General features: G+C 49.4%; 20 protein-coding genes. 3 read left to right on the top strand and 17 right to left on the bottom strand.

All coding sequences use genetic code 11. From position 1 onward, the window contains the following. Window positions 1-3: 3 nt before the first annotated feature. From B152_RS0115520 to B152_RS0115490, 7 genes are all read right to left on the bottom strand, one after another. Complete coding sequence (locus tag B152_RS0115520) at window positions 4-1,101, bottom strand: ABC transporter ATP-binding protein (protein ID WP_020593347.1); 1,098 nt, start codon at window positions 1,099-1,101, stop codon at window positions 4-6. Between the two features lie 483 nt (window positions 1,102-1,584). Beyond that, window positions 1,585-2,292 carry an arginyltransferase gene (locus B152_RS0115515; RefSeq protein ID WP_020593346.1) on the bottom strand — a complete coding sequence of 236 codons (708 nt, stop codon included), beginning with the start codon at window positions 2,290-2,292 and terminating at the stop codon, window positions 1,585-1,587. Window positions 2,293-2,438: 146 nt separating this feature from the next. Further along, window positions 2,439-3,218 (bottom strand): phosphatase PAP2 family protein, encoded by a 780-nt coding sequence (locus B152_RS0115510; RefSeq protein ID WP_020593345.1) that lies wholly within the window; start codon window positions 3,216-3,218, stop codon window positions 2,439-2,441. Between the two features lie 199 nt (window positions 3,219-3,417). After that, the gene (locus B152_RS24045; protein WP_157231119.1) at window positions 3,418-3,915 is read right to left on the bottom strand and encodes an RDD family protein; all 498 of its coding nucleotides are present in this window, start codon (window positions 3,913-3,915) and stop codon (window positions 3,418-3,420) included. 79 nt (window positions 3,916-3,994) lie between these two features. Beyond that, the gene (gene motB, locus B152_RS24040; RefSeq protein WP_020593343.1) at window positions 3,995-4,963 is read right to left on the bottom strand and encodes a flagellar motor protein MotB; all 969 of its coding nucleotides are present in this window, start codon (window positions 4,961-4,963) and stop codon (window positions 3,995-3,997) included. A 67-nt stretch (window positions 4,964-5,030) separates the two neighbouring features. Further along, the gene (gene motA / locus B152_RS0115495) at window positions 5,031-5,894 is read right to left on the bottom strand and encodes a flagellar motor stator protein MotA (protein ID WP_020593342.1); all 864 of its coding nucleotides are present in this window, start codon (window positions 5,892-5,894) and stop codon (window positions 5,031-5,033) included. 173 nt (window positions 5,895-6,067) lie between these two features. After that, window positions 6,068-6,985, bottom strand: coding sequence for a DMT family transporter (locus B152_RS0115490; RefSeq protein WP_026261608.1), 918 nt, complete (start codon window positions 6,983-6,985; stop codon window positions 6,068-6,070). 227 nt (window positions 6,986-7,212) lie between these two features. On the opposite strand from B152_RS0115490, the gene B152_RS0115485 reads away from it, so the two are divergent. Beyond that, window positions 7,213-7,692 carry a flavin reductase family protein gene (locus B152_RS0115485; RefSeq protein WP_020593340.1) on the top strand — a complete coding sequence of 160 codons (480 nt, stop codon included), beginning with the start codon at window positions 7,213-7,215 and terminating at the stop codon, window positions 7,690-7,692. A 46-nt stretch (window positions 7,693-7,738) separates the two neighbouring features. On the opposite strand, the gene B152_RS0115480 is transcribed toward B152_RS0115485, so the two are convergent. The 3 genes from B152_RS0115480 to B152_RS24035 all read right to left on the bottom strand — a co-directional run bounded on the left by B152_RS0115480 (window position 7,739) and on the right by B152_RS24035 (window position 12,722). Beyond that, entirely contained in the window at window positions 7,739-8,911 is a 1,173-nt protein-coding gene (locus B152_RS0115480) for a trans-sulfuration enzyme family protein (RefSeq protein WP_020593339.1), read from the bottom strand. 159 nt (window positions 8,912-9,070) lie between these two features. Continuing rightward, the gene (locus tag B152_RS0115475; protein WP_020593338.1) at window positions 9,071-10,291 is read right to left on the bottom strand and encodes a threonine ammonia-lyase; all 1,221 of its coding nucleotides are present in this window, start codon (window positions 10,289-10,291) and stop codon (window positions 9,071-9,073) included. Window positions 10,292-10,331: 40 nt separating this feature from the next. Continuing rightward, entirely contained in the window at window positions 10,332-12,722 is a 2,391-nt protein-coding gene (locus B152_RS24035) for a penicillin acylase family protein (protein WP_157231118.1), read from the bottom strand. Between the two features lie 135 nt (window positions 12,723-12,857). Here B152_RS24035 and B152_RS0115465 point away from each other — a divergent pair, with 135 nt between their 5' ends. Then, entirely contained in the window at window positions 12,858-13,793 is a 936-nt protein-coding gene (locus B152_RS0115465; RefSeq protein ID WP_020593336.1) for a cation diffusion facilitator family transporter, read from the top strand. 31 nt (window positions 13,794-13,824) lie between these two features. On the opposite strand, the gene B152_RS0115460 is transcribed toward B152_RS0115465, so the two are convergent. Beyond that, complete coding sequence (locus B152_RS0115460) at window positions 13,825-15,612, bottom strand: DUF4153 domain-containing protein (RefSeq protein WP_020593335.1); 1,788 nt, start codon at window positions 15,610-15,612, stop codon at window positions 13,825-13,827. 159 nt (window positions 15,613-15,771) lie between these two features. Continuing rightward, the gene (locus B152_RS25905) at window positions 15,772-16,053 is read right to left on the bottom strand and encodes a hypothetical protein (protein ID WP_020593334.1); all 282 of its coding nucleotides are present in this window, start codon (window positions 16,051-16,053) and stop codon (window positions 15,772-15,774) included. Here B152_RS25905 and B152_RS24025 point away from each other — a divergent pair. Continuing rightward, window positions 16,012-17,505 (top strand): malonyl-CoA decarboxylase, encoded by a 1,494-nt coding sequence (locus B152_RS24025; RefSeq protein WP_033406670.1) that lies wholly within the window; start codon window positions 16,012-16,014, stop codon window positions 17,503-17,505. The genes B152_RS25905 and B152_RS24025 overlap by 42 nt on opposite strands. Before the next feature lie 27 nt (window positions 17,506-17,532). Here the strand turns inward: B152_RS24025 and B152_RS0115445 are convergent, their stop codons facing one another. From B152_RS0115445 to B152_RS0115425, 5 genes are all read right to left on the bottom strand, one after another. Next, window positions 17,533-17,856 carry a TfoX/Sxy family protein gene (locus B152_RS0115445; RefSeq protein ID WP_020593332.1) on the bottom strand — a complete coding sequence of 108 codons (324 nt, stop codon included), beginning with the start codon at window positions 17,854-17,856 and terminating at the stop codon, window positions 17,533-17,535. 36 nt (window positions 17,857-17,892) lie between these two features. Then, the gene (locus B152_RS0115440) at window positions 17,893-18,300 is read right to left on the bottom strand and encodes a hypothetical protein (RefSeq protein ID WP_020593331.1); all 408 of its coding nucleotides are present in this window, start codon (window positions 18,298-18,300) and stop codon (window positions 17,893-17,895) included. Next, window positions 18,297-18,890 (bottom strand): TetR/AcrR family transcriptional regulator, encoded by a 594-nt coding sequence (locus B152_RS24020; protein ID WP_083921917.1) that lies wholly within the window; start codon window positions 18,888-18,890, stop codon window positions 18,297-18,299. Before B152_RS24020 ends, B152_RS0115440 begins: the two co-directional genes overlap by 4 nt. A 158-nt stretch (window positions 18,891-19,048) precedes the next feature. After that, a complete protein-coding gene (locus B152_RS0115430; RefSeq protein ID WP_026261606.1) occupies window positions 19,049-19,684 on the bottom strand; it encodes a peroxiredoxin in 636 nt (211 codons plus the stop codon). Window positions 19,685-19,884: 200 nt separating this feature from the next. Continuing rightward, window positions 19,885-20,463 carry a hypothetical protein gene (locus B152_RS0115425; protein ID WP_020593328.1) on the bottom strand — a complete coding sequence of 193 codons (579 nt, stop codon included), beginning with the start codon at window positions 20,461-20,463 and terminating at the stop codon, window positions 19,885-19,887. Window positions 20,464-20,507 lie beyond the last annotated feature (44 nt).

Below are 20,507 nucleotides of genomic sequence, written 5' to 3'. Positions count from 1 at the left end.
CAGTCAGTCCTCCAGAACAGCTATGGAATCTGGTTTTGCTGACCAGCTGATGGTATCTCCGATTTTCCATTCGGGACCGGTTTTGTCACTATTCTGTCGTCTGGCCCGCATGGCCTGACCGTCGGGGAGGTCGAAATGGTAGAGTGTGTCTGTTCCATGATAGACGACATTGGTCAGTTTGCCCGTGAGGGGTTCTTTGTCTTGGCCAGCCAGCAAAATACGTTCGGGTCTGATGGCCAGAGTTAGCTTTGCGCCAGAGGAAACCTGCTTCTTTGCTTTTGCTTCAAGACCACGCATTTCACCCAACCGGAGCTCAAGTCCTTCGGGGGTCGCTTTTCCTGTTGTTGCTCTCAGGAGATTTATTTCGCCGATAAAACCGGCGACAAAGCGGTGCTGTGGGTGCTCATAGATATCACGAGGAGAACCAATCTGGAGAATGTGCCCACCTTGCATGACGGCAATTCTGTCAGACATGGTCAGGGCCTCTTCCTGGTCATGTGTGACAAAGATAAAAGTGATCCCGGTTTCGAGTTGCAGCCGTTTCAGCTCGATCTGCATATCCTTGCGCAGCTGCAGGTCCAGTGCAGAGAGGGGTTCGTCAAGAAGGAGTACTTTGGGTTTCGGGGCAAGGGCTCTGGCAAGGGCTACACGTTGCTGTTGCCCGCCCGAGATCTGGGTGATGCGGCGATCAGCCAGAGCTTTCATCTGCACCAGTTCAAGCATTTCATCGACGGTCGAATTGATTTCCTGGCGAGGGCGTCCCAGCATTTCCAGTCCAAAAGCAATGTTTTGAGCAATCGTCATGTGGGGAAAAAGAGCGTAATTCTGGAAAACTGTATTCACAGGCCGCTTGAAGGGGGGCAGTTGCTCAAGATTTTCTCCGTTTAAAAGAATTTGTCCCTGGCTGGGTTGTTCAAAGCCTGCAATCAGACGGAGCAATGTTGTCTTGCCACAGCCGGAGGGGCCAAGCAGGGTAAAGAACTCATTGGAGCCGATATCAAGAGAGACATTATCCAGGGCAACAAAAGCATTAACTCCTTCGTCAAATATTTTGCTCACCCCGCGAACGGAAATCGCGATGTTATCGGTGTTGTCTCTCATACCCCCGCCCCCAGGTTGTGCGATAATAAGTGATTATTTCCCATTTTATTCAATGTTTTCATTGATATCATTATGGGTGATCGTTGTGAAAAACGTTATCTTAGGATGTATTTTGTTATCCAAATGGTAGCTCAGATTGAGTATTTTGCAATGGAGTGTAAAAAATTTTTCCCATTTAATCGAAAAATCTTTCTTGTAAAAGAGCGGTGTTATCTATTTGTAATAATTATGTTTGTGTAGATTTTTTTTGATGATTATTTTTATTTTCTATGGATTCGCTGTTTATACATTTTGATTATTGGCCAAAAGGTATTTTTGACAGATGCGAAACAAGCGTAACAGGCGCTACTCTCGACAAGTTTGTGCCAGGAAAACTTCAGAGATTCCAGAACCGGAAAATCAAAAAACCTAGAAGGAATCAGGTCATTTCATGATAATTTTATGCTGAAGTATCCTGAGCATCTTCCATGCGATTAACAGGATTTATATTTCCTGCCAGTTCCCGGCTTTGAAGGATTCTAGCGGCTGGAATTTTGATTTATATGCCATTTTGGGAGATTCTTTGATCCAGTATCCCAGGTAGACAAAAGGCAGCTTCTGCTGACGGGCCAAATCGACGAGAGACAGGATGATATAGCTGCCCAGGCCGAGATCAGGCTCTGTGGTTTTAAAAAAGCTGTAAACTGCTGAAACACCATCATGAACCCAATCGACAAGGCAAGCGGCAAGTAACTCGTCATCCTTTGTACGATATTCGATTATTTCTGTATCGACAAAGCTGCATTCGACCATATCTCTATAATCGTTCCAGTTCATATCTTTCATGTCGCCATCGCCATGACGATTGGTGACGTACTCTTTAAACAGAGCAAACTGTTCTTCAGTTGCTATGGCTCTAGTCTGGGAGAGAATGATACCAGCATTCCGGTTCCAGATCCGGCGTTGTGATTTGCGCAGGTTAAAATCTGTGACACGTATTCTGACAGACAGGCAATAATCCGGACGTTCATAATGTGGGCGGTAGAGAAAATTATGGCTGCGCCTAAAGCCAGCTCGGATCATGAGGTTGTATTGCTGTACCGCCTCGTCACCGGTGATCTCGGTGACAAGCTTTTGTTCGAGTTCGCCCTCCTTGTAAGGGCAGGGAGAGGGAGGCGTAGTGAAAAAAAGCTGTGGCCTGGTAAATACCATATATTGTCAGTTTTCTTGTTTGCCAGGTGGGCTTTATTGATCAGGTCCGTTTGTTACCGGAATAAAGAAGTCTAGAGGTTCTGTGAAGGCTGTTCAAGAAGAGGAGCCCTTATTGTATCAAGGACTCCTCCATTGATCTGTCGCAATCAGCTTATTTTTTGGACCAGTTTGACAAAAGGTTTTGTCAGCCCGCTTGGAAGATTCAAGAGCAGGACATCGGCCAGAGTATCAAGGAAATTTTGTGTCCAGCGGATGGCTGGTGTTGCAAAGGCGAGAGCCAGAAGCGGGAGAATATGGATCGCGCCACCGACGAACAGGTCCGAAAGCCAATGGGCTCCGGCAACCGCACGGGCTGTCCCGCCCATCAGGGCAATCGGCAGAGCAAGCCAGAAGTATTTTCGGCCAATGGCAATGGCAAAGAAGAACCCGTAAATTCCTGCAACAACAGCATGATTTCCCGGAAAGCTATCATCTGCGCTGACCTTCGACGGTAGCCAGGGAACAAGCTGTGTCAGGTCATTAAAGGGGGTAAGAACCAGGGAAGGACTGAGGGATTCATATTCTCTGAAGGCATGTTTAGCAAAATAAACGCCAACCACAATGGCGATACCCATGACAAGCATATGTGCGAGACGGAGATTGAGCGGACGGCTGCGGTCACAGGTGACATACCAGAGACAGGGAATCGCCATGACGAGACCGTTGAGTTTGTCAGAAAGTGGTGTGTTGGTTGCGGCCCAGATAGTCTGCCAGGTTTCGCCCCAGCTTAGACTGCCATTTACGATATAGAAAAAATCAGTGCTGATCGCGCGCCAGAGTTCGCTGGTTGGTTCCCAGATATAAGAAAGGCCGATTAGGATTGCGAGGCCAAAAGACAAAACCAGGTTTCTGGGTTGCCAGCGTGTTCCGATCAGATCGCATTGCATGATGAGGTTTCTTTGAAATTGGGCGTTAATGATTACCGTCCGTTTTTAACGGGTATCCCTGTCAATGACCAGACGAAAAACTTGTTCATTGAATAAGAGGGGCTTGAGGCAAAATTATGGCTGTCGGGATGTTTTATTCTCAAAAGAGTGAGGGAAAGTCTTGAGACACAAATGCTTATAATCCCACATTGAGAATTTCTTAATGCAGGTTTTCGAAAACGGCCTGTTCTCGAATCACGATTGTCCCTGTCAAAATGTCGTGCAATGTCCGTTGTTCATCATTGAAAAGGATAACCAGCAGGATCAGAAAACTGGTAACAGGAACCGTGACATAGAAAATTACGGTGGTTATTGCGGCATGAAGCAACGATGGTTTCTTGCCTTCAAGTGTCACCATCCTGATATCCATGATTTTCATTCCGGGCGTGGCACCTTTTTGGGACAGGAAATAACTGTGATAGGCCAGGGGGAGCAAAGCCAGAGCTATGGCGACCAAAGGCGAGAGCAGCCAGAGGGAGATGATGTTGATAATCATCCCGGCAACAAAGGCTGCGACCCCCAGAACAGCGAGAAAGCAAAAATCAATAAGATAAGCGAGAGCCCGCTTCAGGGGAACACCTTCCACATCGCTCGGGCGAACAGTGAGGGTGATTTGCCTCTCAGAGGCTTTCAAGCTGAGTGACGGAAGTTCTTTCATAAGGCTGACATAGGTATCACAAAAGAGATATGCAAGATCCAGAAAGAATTTTTCGGTGCAGTTGTCTCGCTTTGAAACTCTAATTGGGTGATGCAGAAAGGTTATCGACTTCAAGCGTTCTACCTGAATTTTTAGGTTTGCTGGCCGGGGCTTCCTGCAGGTCTTTTAACAGGATAATGGAGATTCTTCGGTTGACCTCTGCATTTGGGTGTTCGGGGTCGAGTGGTTCTGTTGCGGCGAGCCCTTCGACTGAGGCAACACGTTCAGCTTTAAAGCCGGCGTTGATCAAAGCTCGGCGGCTGGCGTTAGCGCGGTCCGCTGAGAGTTCCCAGTTTGTATAACCATTAGCGGTACTATAGGGCGTTGCATCGGTGTGCCCCTTGATGGCGATTTGCTGATCAATATCCTTGACTGCATCAGCCACGAGCTTGAGGAGTTTTTCGGTATGTCCCAGCATATTCGAGCTACCGCTCGGGAACATGGATGTCCCGTGCTGATCCACCAATTGAATACGCAGGCCTTCCGGGGTCTGGTCTATCAGAAGGTTGTCTTCCAGGCCTGAAAGGTCGGGGTTTTGGGCAATGGCCGTTTTCAGAGCAATGGCTGTTTCTTCAAACTGTTTGCGTTCCTGTTCCCGTCTAAATTCTTCAAGTTGCTCATCATCTGCTGCGCCTTCTCCTTTAAGAGGGTCTTTTTCAGCATCGGGATCTGTTTGCTCGCTTTCCTCTTCCGGGGGCAGTTGCATCTGGACGCCCACGCTGGAGAATTGAGAAACCAGAGCGCCATCTTTGGAAATTGACTGGCCACCCAAAAGTCCGTCTGAGCCACTGGTAGATTTTGAGATATTTGAAGAGGGGGCAAAATAGTCTGCAATGCCCAGCTTTTGCTCTTCTGTAGTCGCGTTGAGCAGCCATAAAAGCAGGAAAAAAGCCATCATTGCGGTCACGAAATCAGCATAGGCCACTTTCCAGGCCCCGCCATGGTGTCCACCATGGCCGCCCTTCTTGACCTTTTTGATAATGATTTCGCCTTGTCCTTCTTCGGCCATCCTGTCTTTCCGGCTTTATTTGATTGCTAAGAGTATTGTTGAGAAGTTAGACGGAAATAAGATGTTTTTAGCCCGGCTGTGGCAAACCATTTGCAGCTTCTTCAACTTCATAGAAGCTGGGCCGCACATGAGACATCAGGGTCTTTCTGGCATATTCTACGGATACTGTCGGTGCATTTCCTGCCATATGAGCCAGAATTCCTGCCTTCAAGCATTCGTAATAGCGGGTATCTTCTTCGGCAACTCGGGTAAATGCAGAAGCCATTGGAGCAACAAAGCCATAGGATGCAAGAATCCCGGAAAAGGTACCCACCAGAGCCGCGCCAATCAGCTTTCCAAGAATTTCAGGAGGTTCACTGATAGATCCCATGGTATGAATCACCCCAAGAACGGCTGCGACGATCCCGAGGGCTGGCAGCCCATCCCCTAATCCAGCGAGGGCGCTAGAAACGTTGGCTTCTTCCAAATGATGAACCTCGAGTTCCTGGTCCATCAGGCTTTCGATTTCATGGGGTTTGTCGGCTCCAAGGCTCATGAGTCGGAGGTAATCACAGACAAAATCCACGGCATGATGATCACCATGAAATTTGGGGAACTGTGCAAAGAGCGTGGATTCACCAGGGTTTTCTACATGCTGTTCAAGAGCCAGCATGCCTTTGGTTTTTGCCAGTTTAAACACCTGGTATTGCAGGCACAGCAGTTCGAGATAATCTGCCTTGCTGTAGGCAGGTCCCTTGACCATGCGGCCAAAGGCACCACCAATCGCTTTCAAGGTCGCTTTGGTGTTGGCACAAATTGTTGCACCGATCCCGGCGCCGAGAATAATAACAAACTCGAAGGGTTGCCAGAGCACACCCAGATGCCCACCGCCCGCCATATAGCCGCCAATTACACAAGCGATAACGATGACGATGCCTAAAATAACTGTCATGACCGAAGATCGATTCCCGTTGAATTATTCTATTTCTGCATCTTCAGTGAATAAGGTTAACAAGTGGTAATCATCTGTAAAAACAGGGGAAAGAAAAGACAGCAGCCTGTAGATCCCGTTTGTCGTTAATGGTTGCACGACCTCTGTTCGGAAGAGGGCGTTTATCTTAGGGGTTATGAAAACCGAAGCTTTCGACGCAGGAGTTGCGGGATGATTTCTACCATAAGAATAGCGCTAAGGATCAATGCACAGCCGATGGCTTCAGTGCTCCCAATCCGTTCTTGTAAAAAAAGAGCGCCGGCCAAAGCAGCAAAGACTGTTTCCATGCTGAGAATAAGGGCCGCATCAGCTGGCTGGGTATAGCTCTGCCCAACCACCTGGAGGGTAAAAGCCAAACCGACAGAAACTGCTCCGGCGTAGGCAATTGACCAGAAGGTTGATAAGAGAGCTGCGATGGAAACAGTTTCTGTAAGCATGCCCCCGAGCGTTGCAAGGAAAGCACAGACAGCGAACTGGACGGCTGCCAGTGTCAGAGGCATGGTTGTTTTGGCGGCAAGAACGCCAACCAGAAGAACATGTAATCCCCAAAAAACAGACGAGCTGACGACCAGTGCATCGCCGTAGCCGAGACTGAAGCTTGAATCCATGCCACTGATCAGGAATGTCCCGGTCAGGGAGCAGGCGATCGCAAACCAGGTTACCCAATGTGGGCGCTTGCGAAAGAAAATCAGGCCGAGAAGGGGCACTAGCGGCACATAGAGCGCAGTCAGAAAACCGGCATTTGTCACTGTGGTGTGAATAATACCGATTTGCTGGACAACTGTCCCGATACAAAGAACAACACCAATGCCGACCATCATTGCCCAGTCAAATGGGGTAAGATGATAACGTGCGGTATCCTGCGCTACGGATTTTCGCTTTTTCAGTTCCCGCCAGGCCAGAGGGAGCACAACCAGTGTACCAAGGAAAAAGCGGGCCGCCGTAAAAGTCATTGGCCCCATTGTTTCCATGGCAAGTTGCTGGACCACAAATGTAGAGCCCCAGATTGCAGCCGCTATCAGCATTAGAAAATTGGCCTGTAGTCGTGTCATAGCAGTGCTTTCAAAGATAATAAGGAGCCCGGATCAGCTCTATCCAGTTTCATCTTAAAGCGCAAGAGAGCTGTTCATTTGATTGCGATAAGGAATTGCTTACGACCAAGTGGTTATATTTGTCGTGTAAAAGAAAGATTGGGTTGTTTTCTGCCCCGGTTTCTTTGTAGTGTGCGGTTAAAATAAGCCGATAAATAATTAAATTCTCTTGGGACAACAGTTTCGTAATGGCTTTTGATACAGTTGAGTTTCGTAAAGCGTTGGGCAGTTTTGCTACGGGGGTTACCGTTGTCACGACCCGTGACAAGGAAGGAATTCCCCATGGTTTAACCGCAAACTCCTTCTCTTCGGTCTCGCTTGAACCCCCGCTTGTGCTCTTTTGTATCGACAAGCGGTCCAACTGCCTGCCCGCTTTTGAAGAGGGGGACGCCTTTGCGATCAACGTGCTGTCCGACAAACAGCAGGATATATCAAACCGCTTTGCTTTTGCTGAAGAGCGCTGGGATGGTGTAAAAACAACCACTTTGCAGACAGGGGTGCCAATTCTCGCGGGCTGTCTGGCCAATCTTGACTGTTCCATGCATGCCCGATTTGATGCGGGGGATCATATTATTGTTGTAGGCAAGGTTGAGCAGCTGTTATTGGGCGCAGAAGGTAACCCGCTGCTTTATTTCAAAGGCAAGTATCGCGGCGTTGAAATTGAATAAAGCCCGTTTGTGATTCCTGCACAATGAGGAAACGACGGTTCCTGGCCTAATCCAGTGCCTGCCGCAGATCTTCGATAAGATCATCAGCCTCTTCAACACCAACGGAGAGGCGGATCAGATTGTCAGTGATGCCGATCTGCGCGCGATGTTCGGGAGGAACGGCTGCGTGGGTCATGCTTGCAGGATGTTCAATCAGACTTTCAACACCGCCAAGGCTGACTGCCAAAGCAAAAATCTCCACGCGTTCAAGCACCCGTTTGGCCTCATTCAGCCCTCCTTTTACCTTGAAAGTAATGATGCCACCCCCCGCTTTCATCTGTCGTTGGCAAAGTTCATATTGGGGATGGGAAGGCAGGCCAGGGTAGAGTGTCGTTTCGATTTTGTCGTGTTGTTCCAGATAGCCTGCGAGCTTCAGGGCATTGTCACAATGGCGTTCCATTCTAAGGGCAAGGGTTTTCAGACCTCTTAGCGCCAGAAAGGCATCAAAGGGGCCCTGAATGGCACCGAGGGCATTTTGCAGATATTTGACCCGCTCCCCGAGTTCTTCGTTATTGCCAACAACGAGAATACCCCCAATCATATCCGAGTGCCCATTGAGGTATTTAGTCGCCGAATGCATCACCATATCAATTCCAAGCTCCAGAGGGCGCTGAACCCATGGAGAGGAAAAAGTGTTGTCGCAACAGGTAAGAATACCCTTGCTTCTGGCAAGTGCAGCAATGGCTTCAAGATCAACCAGTTGTAACAAGGGGTTTGTCGGGGTTTCGAGCCAGATCAGTTTGGTTTCGGGACGGATCGCCGCCTTGAGAGATTCGAGGTTTGACAGGTCAACAAAGTCAAACTTCAACCCGGCTGAGCGGGGGCGGACATCGCGGAAAAGACGATGCGTGCCGCCATAGAGATCTTGCATGGCAATGACATGGTCGCCGCTATCAAGGAGGTCGAGAACCGTACTGATTGCTGCCAGACCTGAGGCAAAGGCCAGGCCGATCGAACCACTTTCCAGATCCGCGATGCACCGCTCATAAGCCTGCCGCGTCGGGTTCTCCGTCCGGCTGTACATGTAGCCCTTGTTGACACCCAGCCCATCCTGGACATAGGTCGAAGTGGCATAGATCGGCTGCATGATTGCACCAGTACTCGGATCGGGATATTGCCCGGCATGAATGGTTCGCGTCGCAAAGGACAGACGGTTGGATTTGGACAACTTCTCATTCATGTTGATGGCTTCCCTGTTCATTTCTGTCGGGAAGTATGAGCAAGTCGAACAGCAGTTTCCAGTTGTATTTTGGAATTGGTGATTAATTGTATCGTCGGACAACAGACTGATAACGCAGGGAGATATCATTTTCTCTCTGCGTTATCAGGTCTTCAGAGCTTAATCGGTGGAGCGGCTTGAGAGTATACGGGTCTTGATACTCTCGTCTCCAAGCTTCGTGATGATTTCATCGACATGCTCCTGATCCCGGGTTTCGACAATGAAGTCGATCTCGACCATCTTGGCAGGTACGTCGTAATAATGGCGCTGATGCATCACATCGATAATGTTGCCACGGGTCTGGCCGATGATACGGGATATCTTGGCCAGCAGTCCGGGCTGGTCAACCATCTCGGTACGAATGCGGACCAGGCGGTTGTCACGCATGAGGCCGCGCATCAACAATCCGGACAACATTCGGGCGTCAATATTGCCACCACAGATAACCGTGGCAATTTTCATGCCCTTGAACTTTTCTGCATTGGCAATGATGGCGGCGACGCCCGTTGCCCCGGCACCTTCAGAGACAACTTTCTGTTCTTCCACCAGTGTGAGGATGGCGGTCTCGATCTGGCTTTCATCGACGAGAAAGATTTCCTCGACCCGCTGATCAATGATCTCACGCGTGAGTTTGCCGGGTTCTTTGACCGCGATGCCGTCGGCCATGGTTGAACCGCCTGAAGTAGCAGGTTGATGCTTCAGTGCCTGGGACATGGAGGGGAAAAGATTGGCTTCAACACCATAAAGCTTGATCCCCGGCTTGAGCGACTGGCTGGCAATGGAGATTCCGGAGAGAATCCCGCCGCCGCCAATAGGAACAACAATGGCGTCCAGATCTGGCTGATCTTCCAGCATTTCCAAGCCGATGGTGCCCTGCCCGGCAATAACAAATTCATCGTCATAGGGATGAATGAAGATTGTACCATCGCGGGCGACAATTTCGTCCACAACCTTGCGGGAATCATCCAGGGTTTCACCGGAAAGAATAACTTTGGCTCCCAGTGCCCGGGTACGTTCAATTTTGCTAAAAGGCGCAGTTTCCGGCATGACAATTGTGGCCGGAATACCCAGGCGCTTTGCATGCAGGGCAACCCCTTGTGCATGATTGCCCGCAGACATGGCAATCACACCTTTTTTCCGTTGTTCTGGGGTCAGGTTCTTGATGCGATAAAGCGCACCACGATCCTTGAAAGAGCCGCTGTACTGCTGGCTCTCCAGCTTGAGATAAAGCTCGCAGCCCAGAATGTCAGAAAGGCGTTTGGCATGTACAAAAGGTGTTCTGACCACTTCCCCGTGGATCTCGCCCGCTGCTTTGCGGATCTCGTCGATTGTTACTGTCACCCTATCAATCCCGTTTCTTAATTGGTGTTATTGTTTTGTCTCATTCTTTCGGGATCAGGACCAGATGGTCTCCGGTATGTTGTTTTTGACTGCCATCAAGCTTTACGTAAATCCCGTCTCGCCAACGCGACAGGAAGTTACCATAAAAGCCTGAGAGAGGATTCCCTGACTGCCCGGTAGCTAACAGGAAGCTTGAATTATCAAGGTTGGTCAAGTCATAAACTGCCCGAAAAGAAGGCCCGTGAACGTTGGGAAAGGCCAGATTCTGGCTCTCGCGCAGCGAGGGGCTTCCCCGGTTGATTGTGTCATGTGACCCGGCTGTTGCGACCTCCAGACGAAAGAGGCGGTCCAAGACGGGAATTCTGTCGTATATGGGATGTTCAAAGTGAACTTTATGGCTTTCGCCCCAATTCTGGACCAGATCCGGATTGGGAATTTCGAGGGCCAGCTGTTTCAAACTGCCAGCCAACTGGTTCTTGCAATCAGGTTCAATGGTTGGTCCAGTTGAAAATTTTTCTCCGTATTGGCACCAATTTTCCGGACGAGTCTGGAGCAATCTGGTCAAGCGGAGGATATCCGGCGACTGAAAGGACTCGGAATCACTGGGCAACTGGCCAAAAGCAGCCCGGTTCAGCCAGTAGATCCAGCGGTGCAATAATACGGGCTCGTTGATATCCGGCTTCATGTCCCCATCCCACTGAGCCAGTTTTTCGAGAATTCTCAGCTCTTTCGGATCTGTCGTCTCGATAACGAGCAACAGGGGTAATAGTTCCTGGGCGGCGAGGGAGAGGGTATCCATCTGAATGGCGATATTATCTTCAAGAGAGAGCTTTTCCTTGGCATCGATTAATTGATGAATACGTCGGGCACGGTATGAATTTGGCCAGTCCTGCGTGATCAGATAGGGATAGTTCGGACCAACCAGACGGTTGTTGGCTGTGACCAGTTTCCCGTTTGACGGATTGACTGATTGGGGTCTGGCGCTATCGGGAACAAACCCTGTCCAGTCATAAAGATCCGTGGCACCGAATGCAGGATATCTGCCGTCACCATCCCGGCGCAGGGGCACACGCCCCGCAGCCGCGAGAGCGATGTTTCCGGATGTATCTGCCATCACGAGTGTTTGCTGGGGGGAATGAAAGTCCACAAGAGCCGCTTCAAACTCCTGCCAGCTGTGGGCGCGATTGATGTTGAAAAGAGCTTCTGCCGTCTTGTCATCCTCGCGCAGTGCCGTCCAGGAAAGAGCAAGAGGGGCTGAGCCTGTGGCGGTAGTTTGTCGAAGAACCGGGGATATGATCGGTCCATGTCGGCTCTGGCGGACAGCCAGTTTATGATCCGGTTGCCCTTTTATTTTGATGGTCTCGATGCGGCTGTCGAATACTTTATATCCTTTGGGCGTGAGATATTTTTCCGGATCATCCTGTGCGACCTGCTCAATAAACAGATCCTGGGTATCGCCGTGGGTTGTCGTAAAGCCCCAGGCAATATGACCATTGTGTCCGAGCACCATTAGGGGAACACCGGGGGCGGTTGCCCCGGCCCAGATAAAGTCGGGCGTTTCGATACGGGCGAGGTACCAGGGGCCAGGTGCATCAAGCGCAAGGTGAGGATCATTTGCCAGGATCGCTCCGCCTGTGGTGCTGCGCTCAGCAGAGATAACCCAGGCATTGGAAGCATCCTTCGGCGCAAGGGGCCAGGGAAGGGGGATTTCTCCGACGGCGACCTTGTTCAGCTCTTGCTTTTCCTGATTTTGTGATGATTTTTCCGGAATAATGATGCCGGGATCTGCAGGATCTCCGGGCCATAGCTGGTCTATCTCGGAAGAGGGCATCTTTACAAACAGCCTTTGGCGCAAAAGTTCTCGATTGAAATTGTCGGACAGCTGCAGGGCCATGAGGCGTCCCCAGACAAGGGAATCAACAGGGTGCCAGGGCTCAGGCTCATATTCCAGAAGCAGAAACTCCGGGGGCAGTATGCCCCGGTGTTGGCTGATGTAGGCATTGACGCCATCGCTGTAGGCTTCGAAAATCGTTTTTGTTGCTGGGGAAAGTTGCTGATAGTTCGCTTCTGCCAGTTGGTAGAGACCCAGAGTGCGCATAAAGCGATCAATCTCGAGCGTTGCTTGGCCACTGACTTCCGATAGACGCCCAGCCCCTGCACGGCGCATGAAATCCATTTGCCATAAACGGTCCTGAGCATGGGCAAAGCCTAGCGCTTTGAAGGCATCGGATTCATTTCTCGCCCGGATCGTGGTCAGGCCATCCTGATCACGTGAAATCACGGCTGGTTCTTGCATGTTCTGGAGGGAAATTTCCCCTGACATCTGGGGCAGAGAGCTGCGTAACCAGAGATAGGCGCCAAGTGATACGAGCAGCAGCAGACAGAAGAGAGAGAGGAATGCACGGGTGATAAATCTGAAAAAACGGGTCATGAAAACTCGACAGACGGTTGGCGGTTGCAAGAAGAGGATTGAACCTTCCCGGATGTCGCCTATTATGTCGCTTCTTTTGAAAAAGAACAGCAACAGAATAAGTTGCGTTCCTCACCGCGAACGGGAGAAGCAAGTATGGCAGGTCATTCGTCACGGGTTGTAATTTTTGCCGCTTTGGCCGGGAATTTCCTGATTGCCATTACCAAGGCAGGGGCTGCAGCCTATACCGGAAGCTCGGCCATGTTCTCGGAGGCGATCCATTCTGCAGTTGATACGGGGAACCAGGGCCTGCTGCTTTATGGCTTGCATCGATCAAAGAGATCCCCCGATGCGCGTCATCCCTATGGTTATGGTCGCGAGCTGTATTTCTGGGCTTTTGTTGTGGCCCTGCTGATTTTTGCAGTGGGATCAGGGGTGTCGATTTATGAAGGCATCCACAAAATCTTTAACCCTGAGCCGATTGAAAATCCCATGGTCAACTTTATCGTGCTGGGTGCCGCCATGGTTTTTGAGGGAGCAGCCTGGGTTATCGCCTTTCGTGAATTCAGAACCTCTGTGAAAGACGGTAAATATTTTGCGGCTGTTGCCGCGAGTAAAGACCCCTCAATTTTTGCGGTTCTGCTGGAAGATTCCGCGGCAATGCTCGGCCTGATTGTTGCAACCCTTGGGCTTGCTCTGGGGCTGTGGCTCGACATACCCGAACTTGATGGTGCGGCTTCTGTACTCATCGGTCTACTGCTGGCTGCCATTGCCTGGGTGCTGGCATACGAAACCAAGGGCCTTCTGATCGGTGAAGGGGCTGATCCGGAAGTAGATACTGCGATACGCCGGATCATTGCACAACAAAGTGATGTTTTGAAAACCAATGAAATCCTGTCGTTGCAAAACGGGCCCATGGATATTCTGGTGACGCTCTCGCTTGACTTCAAAGACGGGGTTTCCTCTGAAAACGTTGAAGATACGATTTCGCGGATGGAAAAGCAGATCCGGACAGCCCGTCCGGATGTGCGCAAGGTCTTTATCGAAGCCCAGAGCTGGCGCGCCCATAACCGGGCCGCCAATGCTGGTTAAGTCCGCTGGTTAAATCCTCAGGTCCTGATTGTTACTGAAGTATATAGGGGAATTCTACCTGGAATAGTTGTTGGCCGATTGTCAGATTCTGGATCACGGGCGCTGTCAGATGGAAATCCCCTCGCTCCAGGGCTGATTGCAACTCTTTGAATGATCCATCGCTGTATCCGGCTGTCAGCTGCGGCCCTGTTTTCCAGCTGCCGTCAGGTTGGCGCATGAGCGAATAGGCGGCGTTGTATTGTGAAATCAGCAGAAATTCCTTTTGGGTATCGTTGTTGAGATCCAGATTAAGCAGAACACAGCGGGCCTCTGGTTGCTGCTCCTGATAACAGGAGGATAAAACCCATTGATAATTCTCGACAAAAGCTTTTCTTACATCGTCAGGAACGTCAATGTTTGAAGGATATAGCGCCAGGTAGTCAACAAAGTTCCCCAGCTTTAAATAGTCTGGGGCATCCCGGTCTGCGGCTGCCTGGTAATAGGTTTGTTTCCTGGTCTGCTCGATCCGGCTGGCGATCACTGGATCAGCCATCAGTACTCTGTTGCTCTCGATGTTTTCCAGCGCCTTTTGTCCGGCGTCACCAAGTCTGAAACGGAGATAGGAAAAATCAAAGTCAGCCGGTTTGATCCGGCCGTCTTCCAGCCGGGAAAGCTGGTCTTTGAGCGAGAGTTTGTAGGGTTCAAAGGGGGGCAGGTGTATGGCAATTGCAAATACGAGAACGAGTATGGCAATAACAGGATTGGCCCTGATTACATGGCTGGTCCAGTTTTTCCATCGGGTTAAAACTGCAACAGCATAGCTGATGGCGTAGATCAGGCCGACGACAGCAATCACGGCCATATAGAAACGCTCTGGCGTCCAGCCATACTGCCCCACACGCAACCAGATTGCATAGAGTGCGAGCAGGGCGAAGGCCGGAAGAATAACGTTTACTGCCATAACGAACCACTGCACAGGTCCGGGGAAAGCCTGATTATCTTCACCCGATTGAATAACCGCATTCTCAAAAAGGATAAAAAGGAAGAGCAGGGTGAGCAGCAGTTGGGTCGCATGACCCGTGGCCCAAAGCTTTTCCGGTCCCATAACAGCCAGTGTAATGATGAAAAGGAGTGCGACCAGCCCAAGCAGAGGGGTCAAAAAACGGAACAGGGTCAGTACAATCTGTAACAGGGATTGAATGATCTTTGGCCTCTCACGCGCAAGCGAAACGCCTAGACCAAACGTCAGGCCACTGAAAATATAGGCAAAAGGTTCACTGGTGAACAGATCACTGAAAAAATCAATGCCGATAAGCTCAAACAGTTCTCCGCAGAGGCCAAGGACCGCCCAGGCTGTTCCGAGAAACAATCCGGCAAAAAAAAGCAGAAGCTTGTTGGACCAGGCATTCTCAAAAAGCGACCTGTATTGGGGGAACAATATATCCCTTGCTTTTGTATAACCGTTTTGACGGGCTGCCTGATAGAACACAGGAGGGATGACAAAAAGCACAGCTATACTCAGGACCAGCGCCATTTGATAACTTGCCGGTATTGCGTCATCTTTCCAGAGGAGACTTCCGGGTAAGGTGAGGATCGCAGCGACAAGGCCGACAGAAAGGCAAAAAACTGTATCGCCTTTCCAGCTGTCCCGTTCCAGGCAGAGAAAACACAGTCCGGTGCCAAGCAGCAAAAAATAGCTGATTGCCTGGATCGCTGTGCCACTGAACAGGTCAGAACCATAGGTGGTTAGCAGAAAGAGAAAAGCCGTGTTACAGGCACCCAGGCAACTGAAGACGAAGCGATACCAAAGGGATTGTTGGGGAGATTCTGTGTCGGACATGGGGATTGCTCTGAATGATATTATTTCGGATTAATAATTCTGGTGAGCCTGAAAGAAGATTTGGGCTGTAATAAGTCTCTGGCTATATATTTTTATGATGCGGTCTTTTTAAGGCAAACAATCTGCTCTCCTGCGACAAATGATGCCACAGATAACTCTTCAGGAAGTGATATCATGCAAATAGCTCTTGAAGATTGGTGCCGGAGAGCAAACCTTATGGAGCCAGATTGCCAGATTGCCAGATTGCCAGATTGCCAGATTGCCAGATTGCCAGATTGCCAGATTGCCAGATTGCCAGATTGCCAGATTGCCAGATTGCCAGATTGCCAGATTGCCAGATTGCCAGATTGCCAGATTGCCAGATTGCCAGATTGCCAGATTGATTGATGGAGAATGAAAATGCCAGATACGAGCCAGCCGGTTGGCAGTGCCCTGTCTCATATTGCCGGGGCTTGGCGTGATATTGCCCAGAGTGCCTCCCGGACTTTGGGGTTGAGCAATTCGGAAACATCGGTTGATAAAAAAAATCTCAAAAAGATGATGGAGAGCTGTCTTAATGGCCGTGGCGGTGAAGTTTCTGCAAGAATGCGGACGGCAGAACTGGGGCAGGCCTACCTTGAAATGGACGAGGAAGGTCGCAGGCTTTTTATAACGCTCCTGGCTAAGGATTTTTGCGCCAGCGAAGAGCTGATTAGACAGGCAATTTCCGAATTTCAAACGTCAAAAAATGAAGCAGAGCGCGTGGTTGCCGCCTACCATCTGCGACAAGCGGCAATGCCAGGCCGACTAAAGCTCCTGACCCAGTTCAACGCTCTGCCCGATGGAGTGAAATTCCTGGTTGACCTGCGCAATGATCTGCTCGGTTTTAAAGGCAAGGACCCCTATCTCGAAGCGCTGGACCAGGACTTGCAACAGCTTTTGAGCTCCTGGTTTGACCCGGGATTTCTCGATCTGGTTGAAATGACCTGGAATACCTCGGCGGCCCTGTTGGAAAAGCTGATCGCCTACGAGGCTGTTCACCAGATTACCTCCTGGGGGGATCTGAAAAACCGCCTTGATTCAGACCGGCGCTGTTATGCTCTGTTCCATCCCCGTATGCCGGATGAACCCTTGGCTTTTGTCGAGGTTGCTCTGGTGAAGGGTGTTGCAAGAAATGTACAGGATATTCTCGATCAGGAGGCTCCTCTAGGGAACTCCCGGGATGCGGATACGGCTATTTTCTATTCGATTACCAACACGCAGACCGGCTTGCGCGGGATCAGTTTTGGGGAGCAGTTGATCAAACAGGTGGTACAGCATCTGTCTCATGAAATGCCCTGGATCAAGCGCTATGCAACCCTGTCCCCCGTTCCGGCTTTCCGGAGCTGGCTGGCCAATCTGGACGGGGAGTTGTTTAAGGATGCTGTAACGACAGAAGAAATGGCAAGCCTGAAGAAGAAAACCGGTGCGGAAGAGGCGAAAACGGCGATCTTTTTGTGCTTCCAGGACAAGGAGTGGTTTGAAAACCCGGAACTGGCTGCGCTTCTGAGCGGCCCCTTGATGCGGCTCTGTGTGGCCTATTTTCTTGAAAAAGATGCCAAGGGACGGGCTCTTGATCCAGTCGCGCGGTTCCACCTCAAGAATGGGGCTCAGCTCAACCAGATCAACTGGCTGGGAGATACCTCCGAGAAGGGCATCGCACAGGCAGCGGGAATTATGGTGAATTACAGCTATGATCTTTCCGAAATAGAAAAGAACCACGAAGGCTTTATGAATGATGGAACTGTTGCCATGAGCTCCCGGGTGCGGGGACATTTGAAACAGCTGGGAGGAGTGCTGGGCGAGGAGAGCACTCTGCAACGTCTGAGGCGCTCCTTCATTGGGGGCTCAAGACAGGAAGCAGCTGTCAAATAGCATATCAGACAAGCAGGGCAGAGAGGGCTATTCAGCTTCAGTGATAGCTCTCTCTGCCCAACTTGCAAGTTGTTCACTATCGTCGAGTATATCTGCAGGAACTTCGAAATAACTCCTGACAAAAACACGCTTGCTTTTGGTCTTATAACTAAAAGGCGTGGAGCCGTACTCAAGGTATTTTTCCCGGGTCTTTTTATTTACCCGAAAATAGAGACTGCTTTTCATAACCATTGCGAACTGTCGACCCCGGCATTTGAGAGAGATTCCGCCAAAGAACCGCCCGGGAATGATTTCGCCTACAGAAGAGAGCTGATCGACAATATATCTGGTGAGCTCATTATTTGCTGACATACTGGCGTCTCCCTTCCTTTAAATTTTATTGGTTATTCAGTTTTCGGGCAGATCAAAGAAGCCCGAAATTTTTTGAAATTTCCCATCAGCAGAAAGAACAACATGGCTGACGCCCTGTTGAATTGCTCTACCGGCCTGATCTAACATTTCCCATTGAGCCAGTGATTTATTGTGATGCTCTTGGACTTTATTGATTCTGAATCTATGACCGGGAAATGCTTCCTGAAAACGAGACATATAGCTGGATAGTTCCATTGCATTGAGTTCTTCGGAAACAGGATCGCAATAGCTTGCTCCTTCACTCAGACAGAAGGCCAGTTCTTTGTCTCGGATATCAGGCGCGCTCGTCCAGCTGGCTGCATACCTGTTCCACAAATCTTCTGTCGTGTCAGGTACAGTCTTGTTCAGATTGGAAACTGTTCTATTCCTCTCTTGCTTGATCATAGGGCTTTTCCTCCAAGAATTTGGTTAAGTGTCTTGTTTATTAAAAGAGTTACCTCCCTGTGTCGTAAGCCACTCCGGACAAACACAAGAATACCTTGATAAAAGACAAGCAGCTGTAGGGCGGTTTGCTCTGGGCAAGTCTCTGTTGAAACCAGACCCATGCCATGACATTTCCGAAGCTGATTTCTAAATCCGGATTCCAGCAATTTGAAACCGGTGTCCAAATCCTGAGTTACTACGGTGCTATGATTGTTAAACTCAACAGCAGTGTTGGTTAACAAGCAACCGTAGCTGGTTTTACCGGGTTCATTCAGGAGAGAGTGGAAAAGGTTTTTGATTCCCTGCAAGGGATCAAAAGCTTCTTCAAGGTAATGTTTGATCCGCTGCTGTACGACAGTTGTATTGTAGTGTTGCATGACTGCGGCGAAGAGAGCCTGCTTCCCGCCAAAGGAATTATAGAGGCTGCCTGAGGACAGCCCGGTCGCTTTTTCAAGCTCCTTGATTGAGGTTTTCTCATATCCCTTTTCTCGGAACACTTGCATTGCCCGGTTTAAGACTTGGTTATGATCAAATTCCAGATTACGGCCCATGAAACGCTCATTTTAAAATGATTATTCTAAAATGATTATTTTAAAATGAGCGTTTTGTCAAGGAGAGGGGAAGTTTCTCTGTGGATTGGGCGTAAAGAAAGAACAAAAAAGCCCGACGGATGAGCCGGGCTTTTCTGATTTTTGATAAAGACGGGTTTTTATTTGTTTGGCTGGGGTGTTACCCGCAGATAGGGTTTGTGGGCAACCCATCCTTTGGGGAAGCGGTCTTTAGCTTCTGCATCACTCAGTGCTGGAACAATGATGACATCTTCGCCGTCTTTCCAGTTCACAGGTGTTGCCACCTTGTAGTTTTCAGTGAGCTGAAGAGAGTCAATCACCCGGAGGATCTCGTCAAAATTCCGCCCCGTGCTGGCCGGGTAGGTGATGATCAGACGCACCTTTTTATTCGGGTCGATAATAAAGACAGACCGAACCGTTAGAGTGTCGTTTGCATTGGGATGAATCATGTCATAGAGGTTGGACACAGAGCAATCCGCATCTGCAAGCAAGGGAAAGTTAAAAGGATGCCCTTGAGTTTCTTCGATGTCTCCAACCCAGCGGGTGTGATCAGACAGGGGATCTACACTCAGGCCAAGTACCTTGACGTTCCGTTTTTCAAATTCAGGCTTCAGCTTGCCGACATACCCCAGTTCTGTGGTGCAAACCGGAGTGAAATCTTTTGGGTGAGAAAAAAGAACCGCCCAGCTGTCGCCGACAAAATTATAAAAGTTGATCGAGCCCTCAGTTGAATCCTGAGTGAAATCAGGGGCGGTATCGCCCAGACGCAAAGTCATTGTTGCCTCCAATGTTTAATGATGGACCGGAAATTTCCCGTTCCTGGAAATGCTATAAAAACACCGACTCGATAAAAATGGGGTCGGTGCCTTGAAAGGGAAGCGGTGATGATAACTGGAACGGATGTGCAAGAACAGTACATAACCAGACTTTTGAAATTCATTCTACGCCTCTGCGCTCAATCAGAGGTGATAGTTACCTATTCATCTATATTAACAGCAGCGCCAGCAAGAGTGAGGGCTATTGACCTTATAAGGTCAAGCCTACCGTTGATTTGATTATAGTAGTTGTCGTCAACAAAAGAGCCTGTATCCCTTATATTTTGCTGGTGAGCATAAACTAGGGACATCAGGGATAAGAATCTTGCAACTGTATTCCTGTCTTGAAGAGACATAAGTTCGCGCTGGGTGACTAAGTCAGATTCAGGCAAAAATAGCCTTTTTCTATTATCGTCATTTACTTGAACATCGGACGCTCTGTACGTGATAATGGACCCTTTTATGGCCCGAGCACGTTTAGCTACCAGCTTCATTTCTTCTTTAAATTCTAGTTCGATAATTGCTTTTATTTGTTCTTTCTGTTCATGATCCTTTCGTCTTTGCTCACGCACAGGAACTGTTGCAGAATAATAAACCAAAACAGCAGTAACTATAGCTGCCAAAACAGCCACCATACCGGACAACAGCGTTTGATAGTGAGCAATGCAAAATGAAACATCGCTACATACACCAGCCTCAATCGCATCTTCAAACATCCAAAGATAGATTCCATCAAGCACAATCAAACTCCTGTATAATTTAACTAATACCCGTTTCCTCAACT

This window comes from Kiloniella laminariae DSM 19542 (genome assembly GCF_000374005.1).
GTDB classification, from domain to species: domain Bacteria; phylum Pseudomonadota; class Alphaproteobacteria; order Kiloniellales; family Kiloniellaceae; genus Kiloniella; species Kiloniella laminariae.
This window is presented reverse-complemented; position numbering and strand designations above follow the sequence as displayed.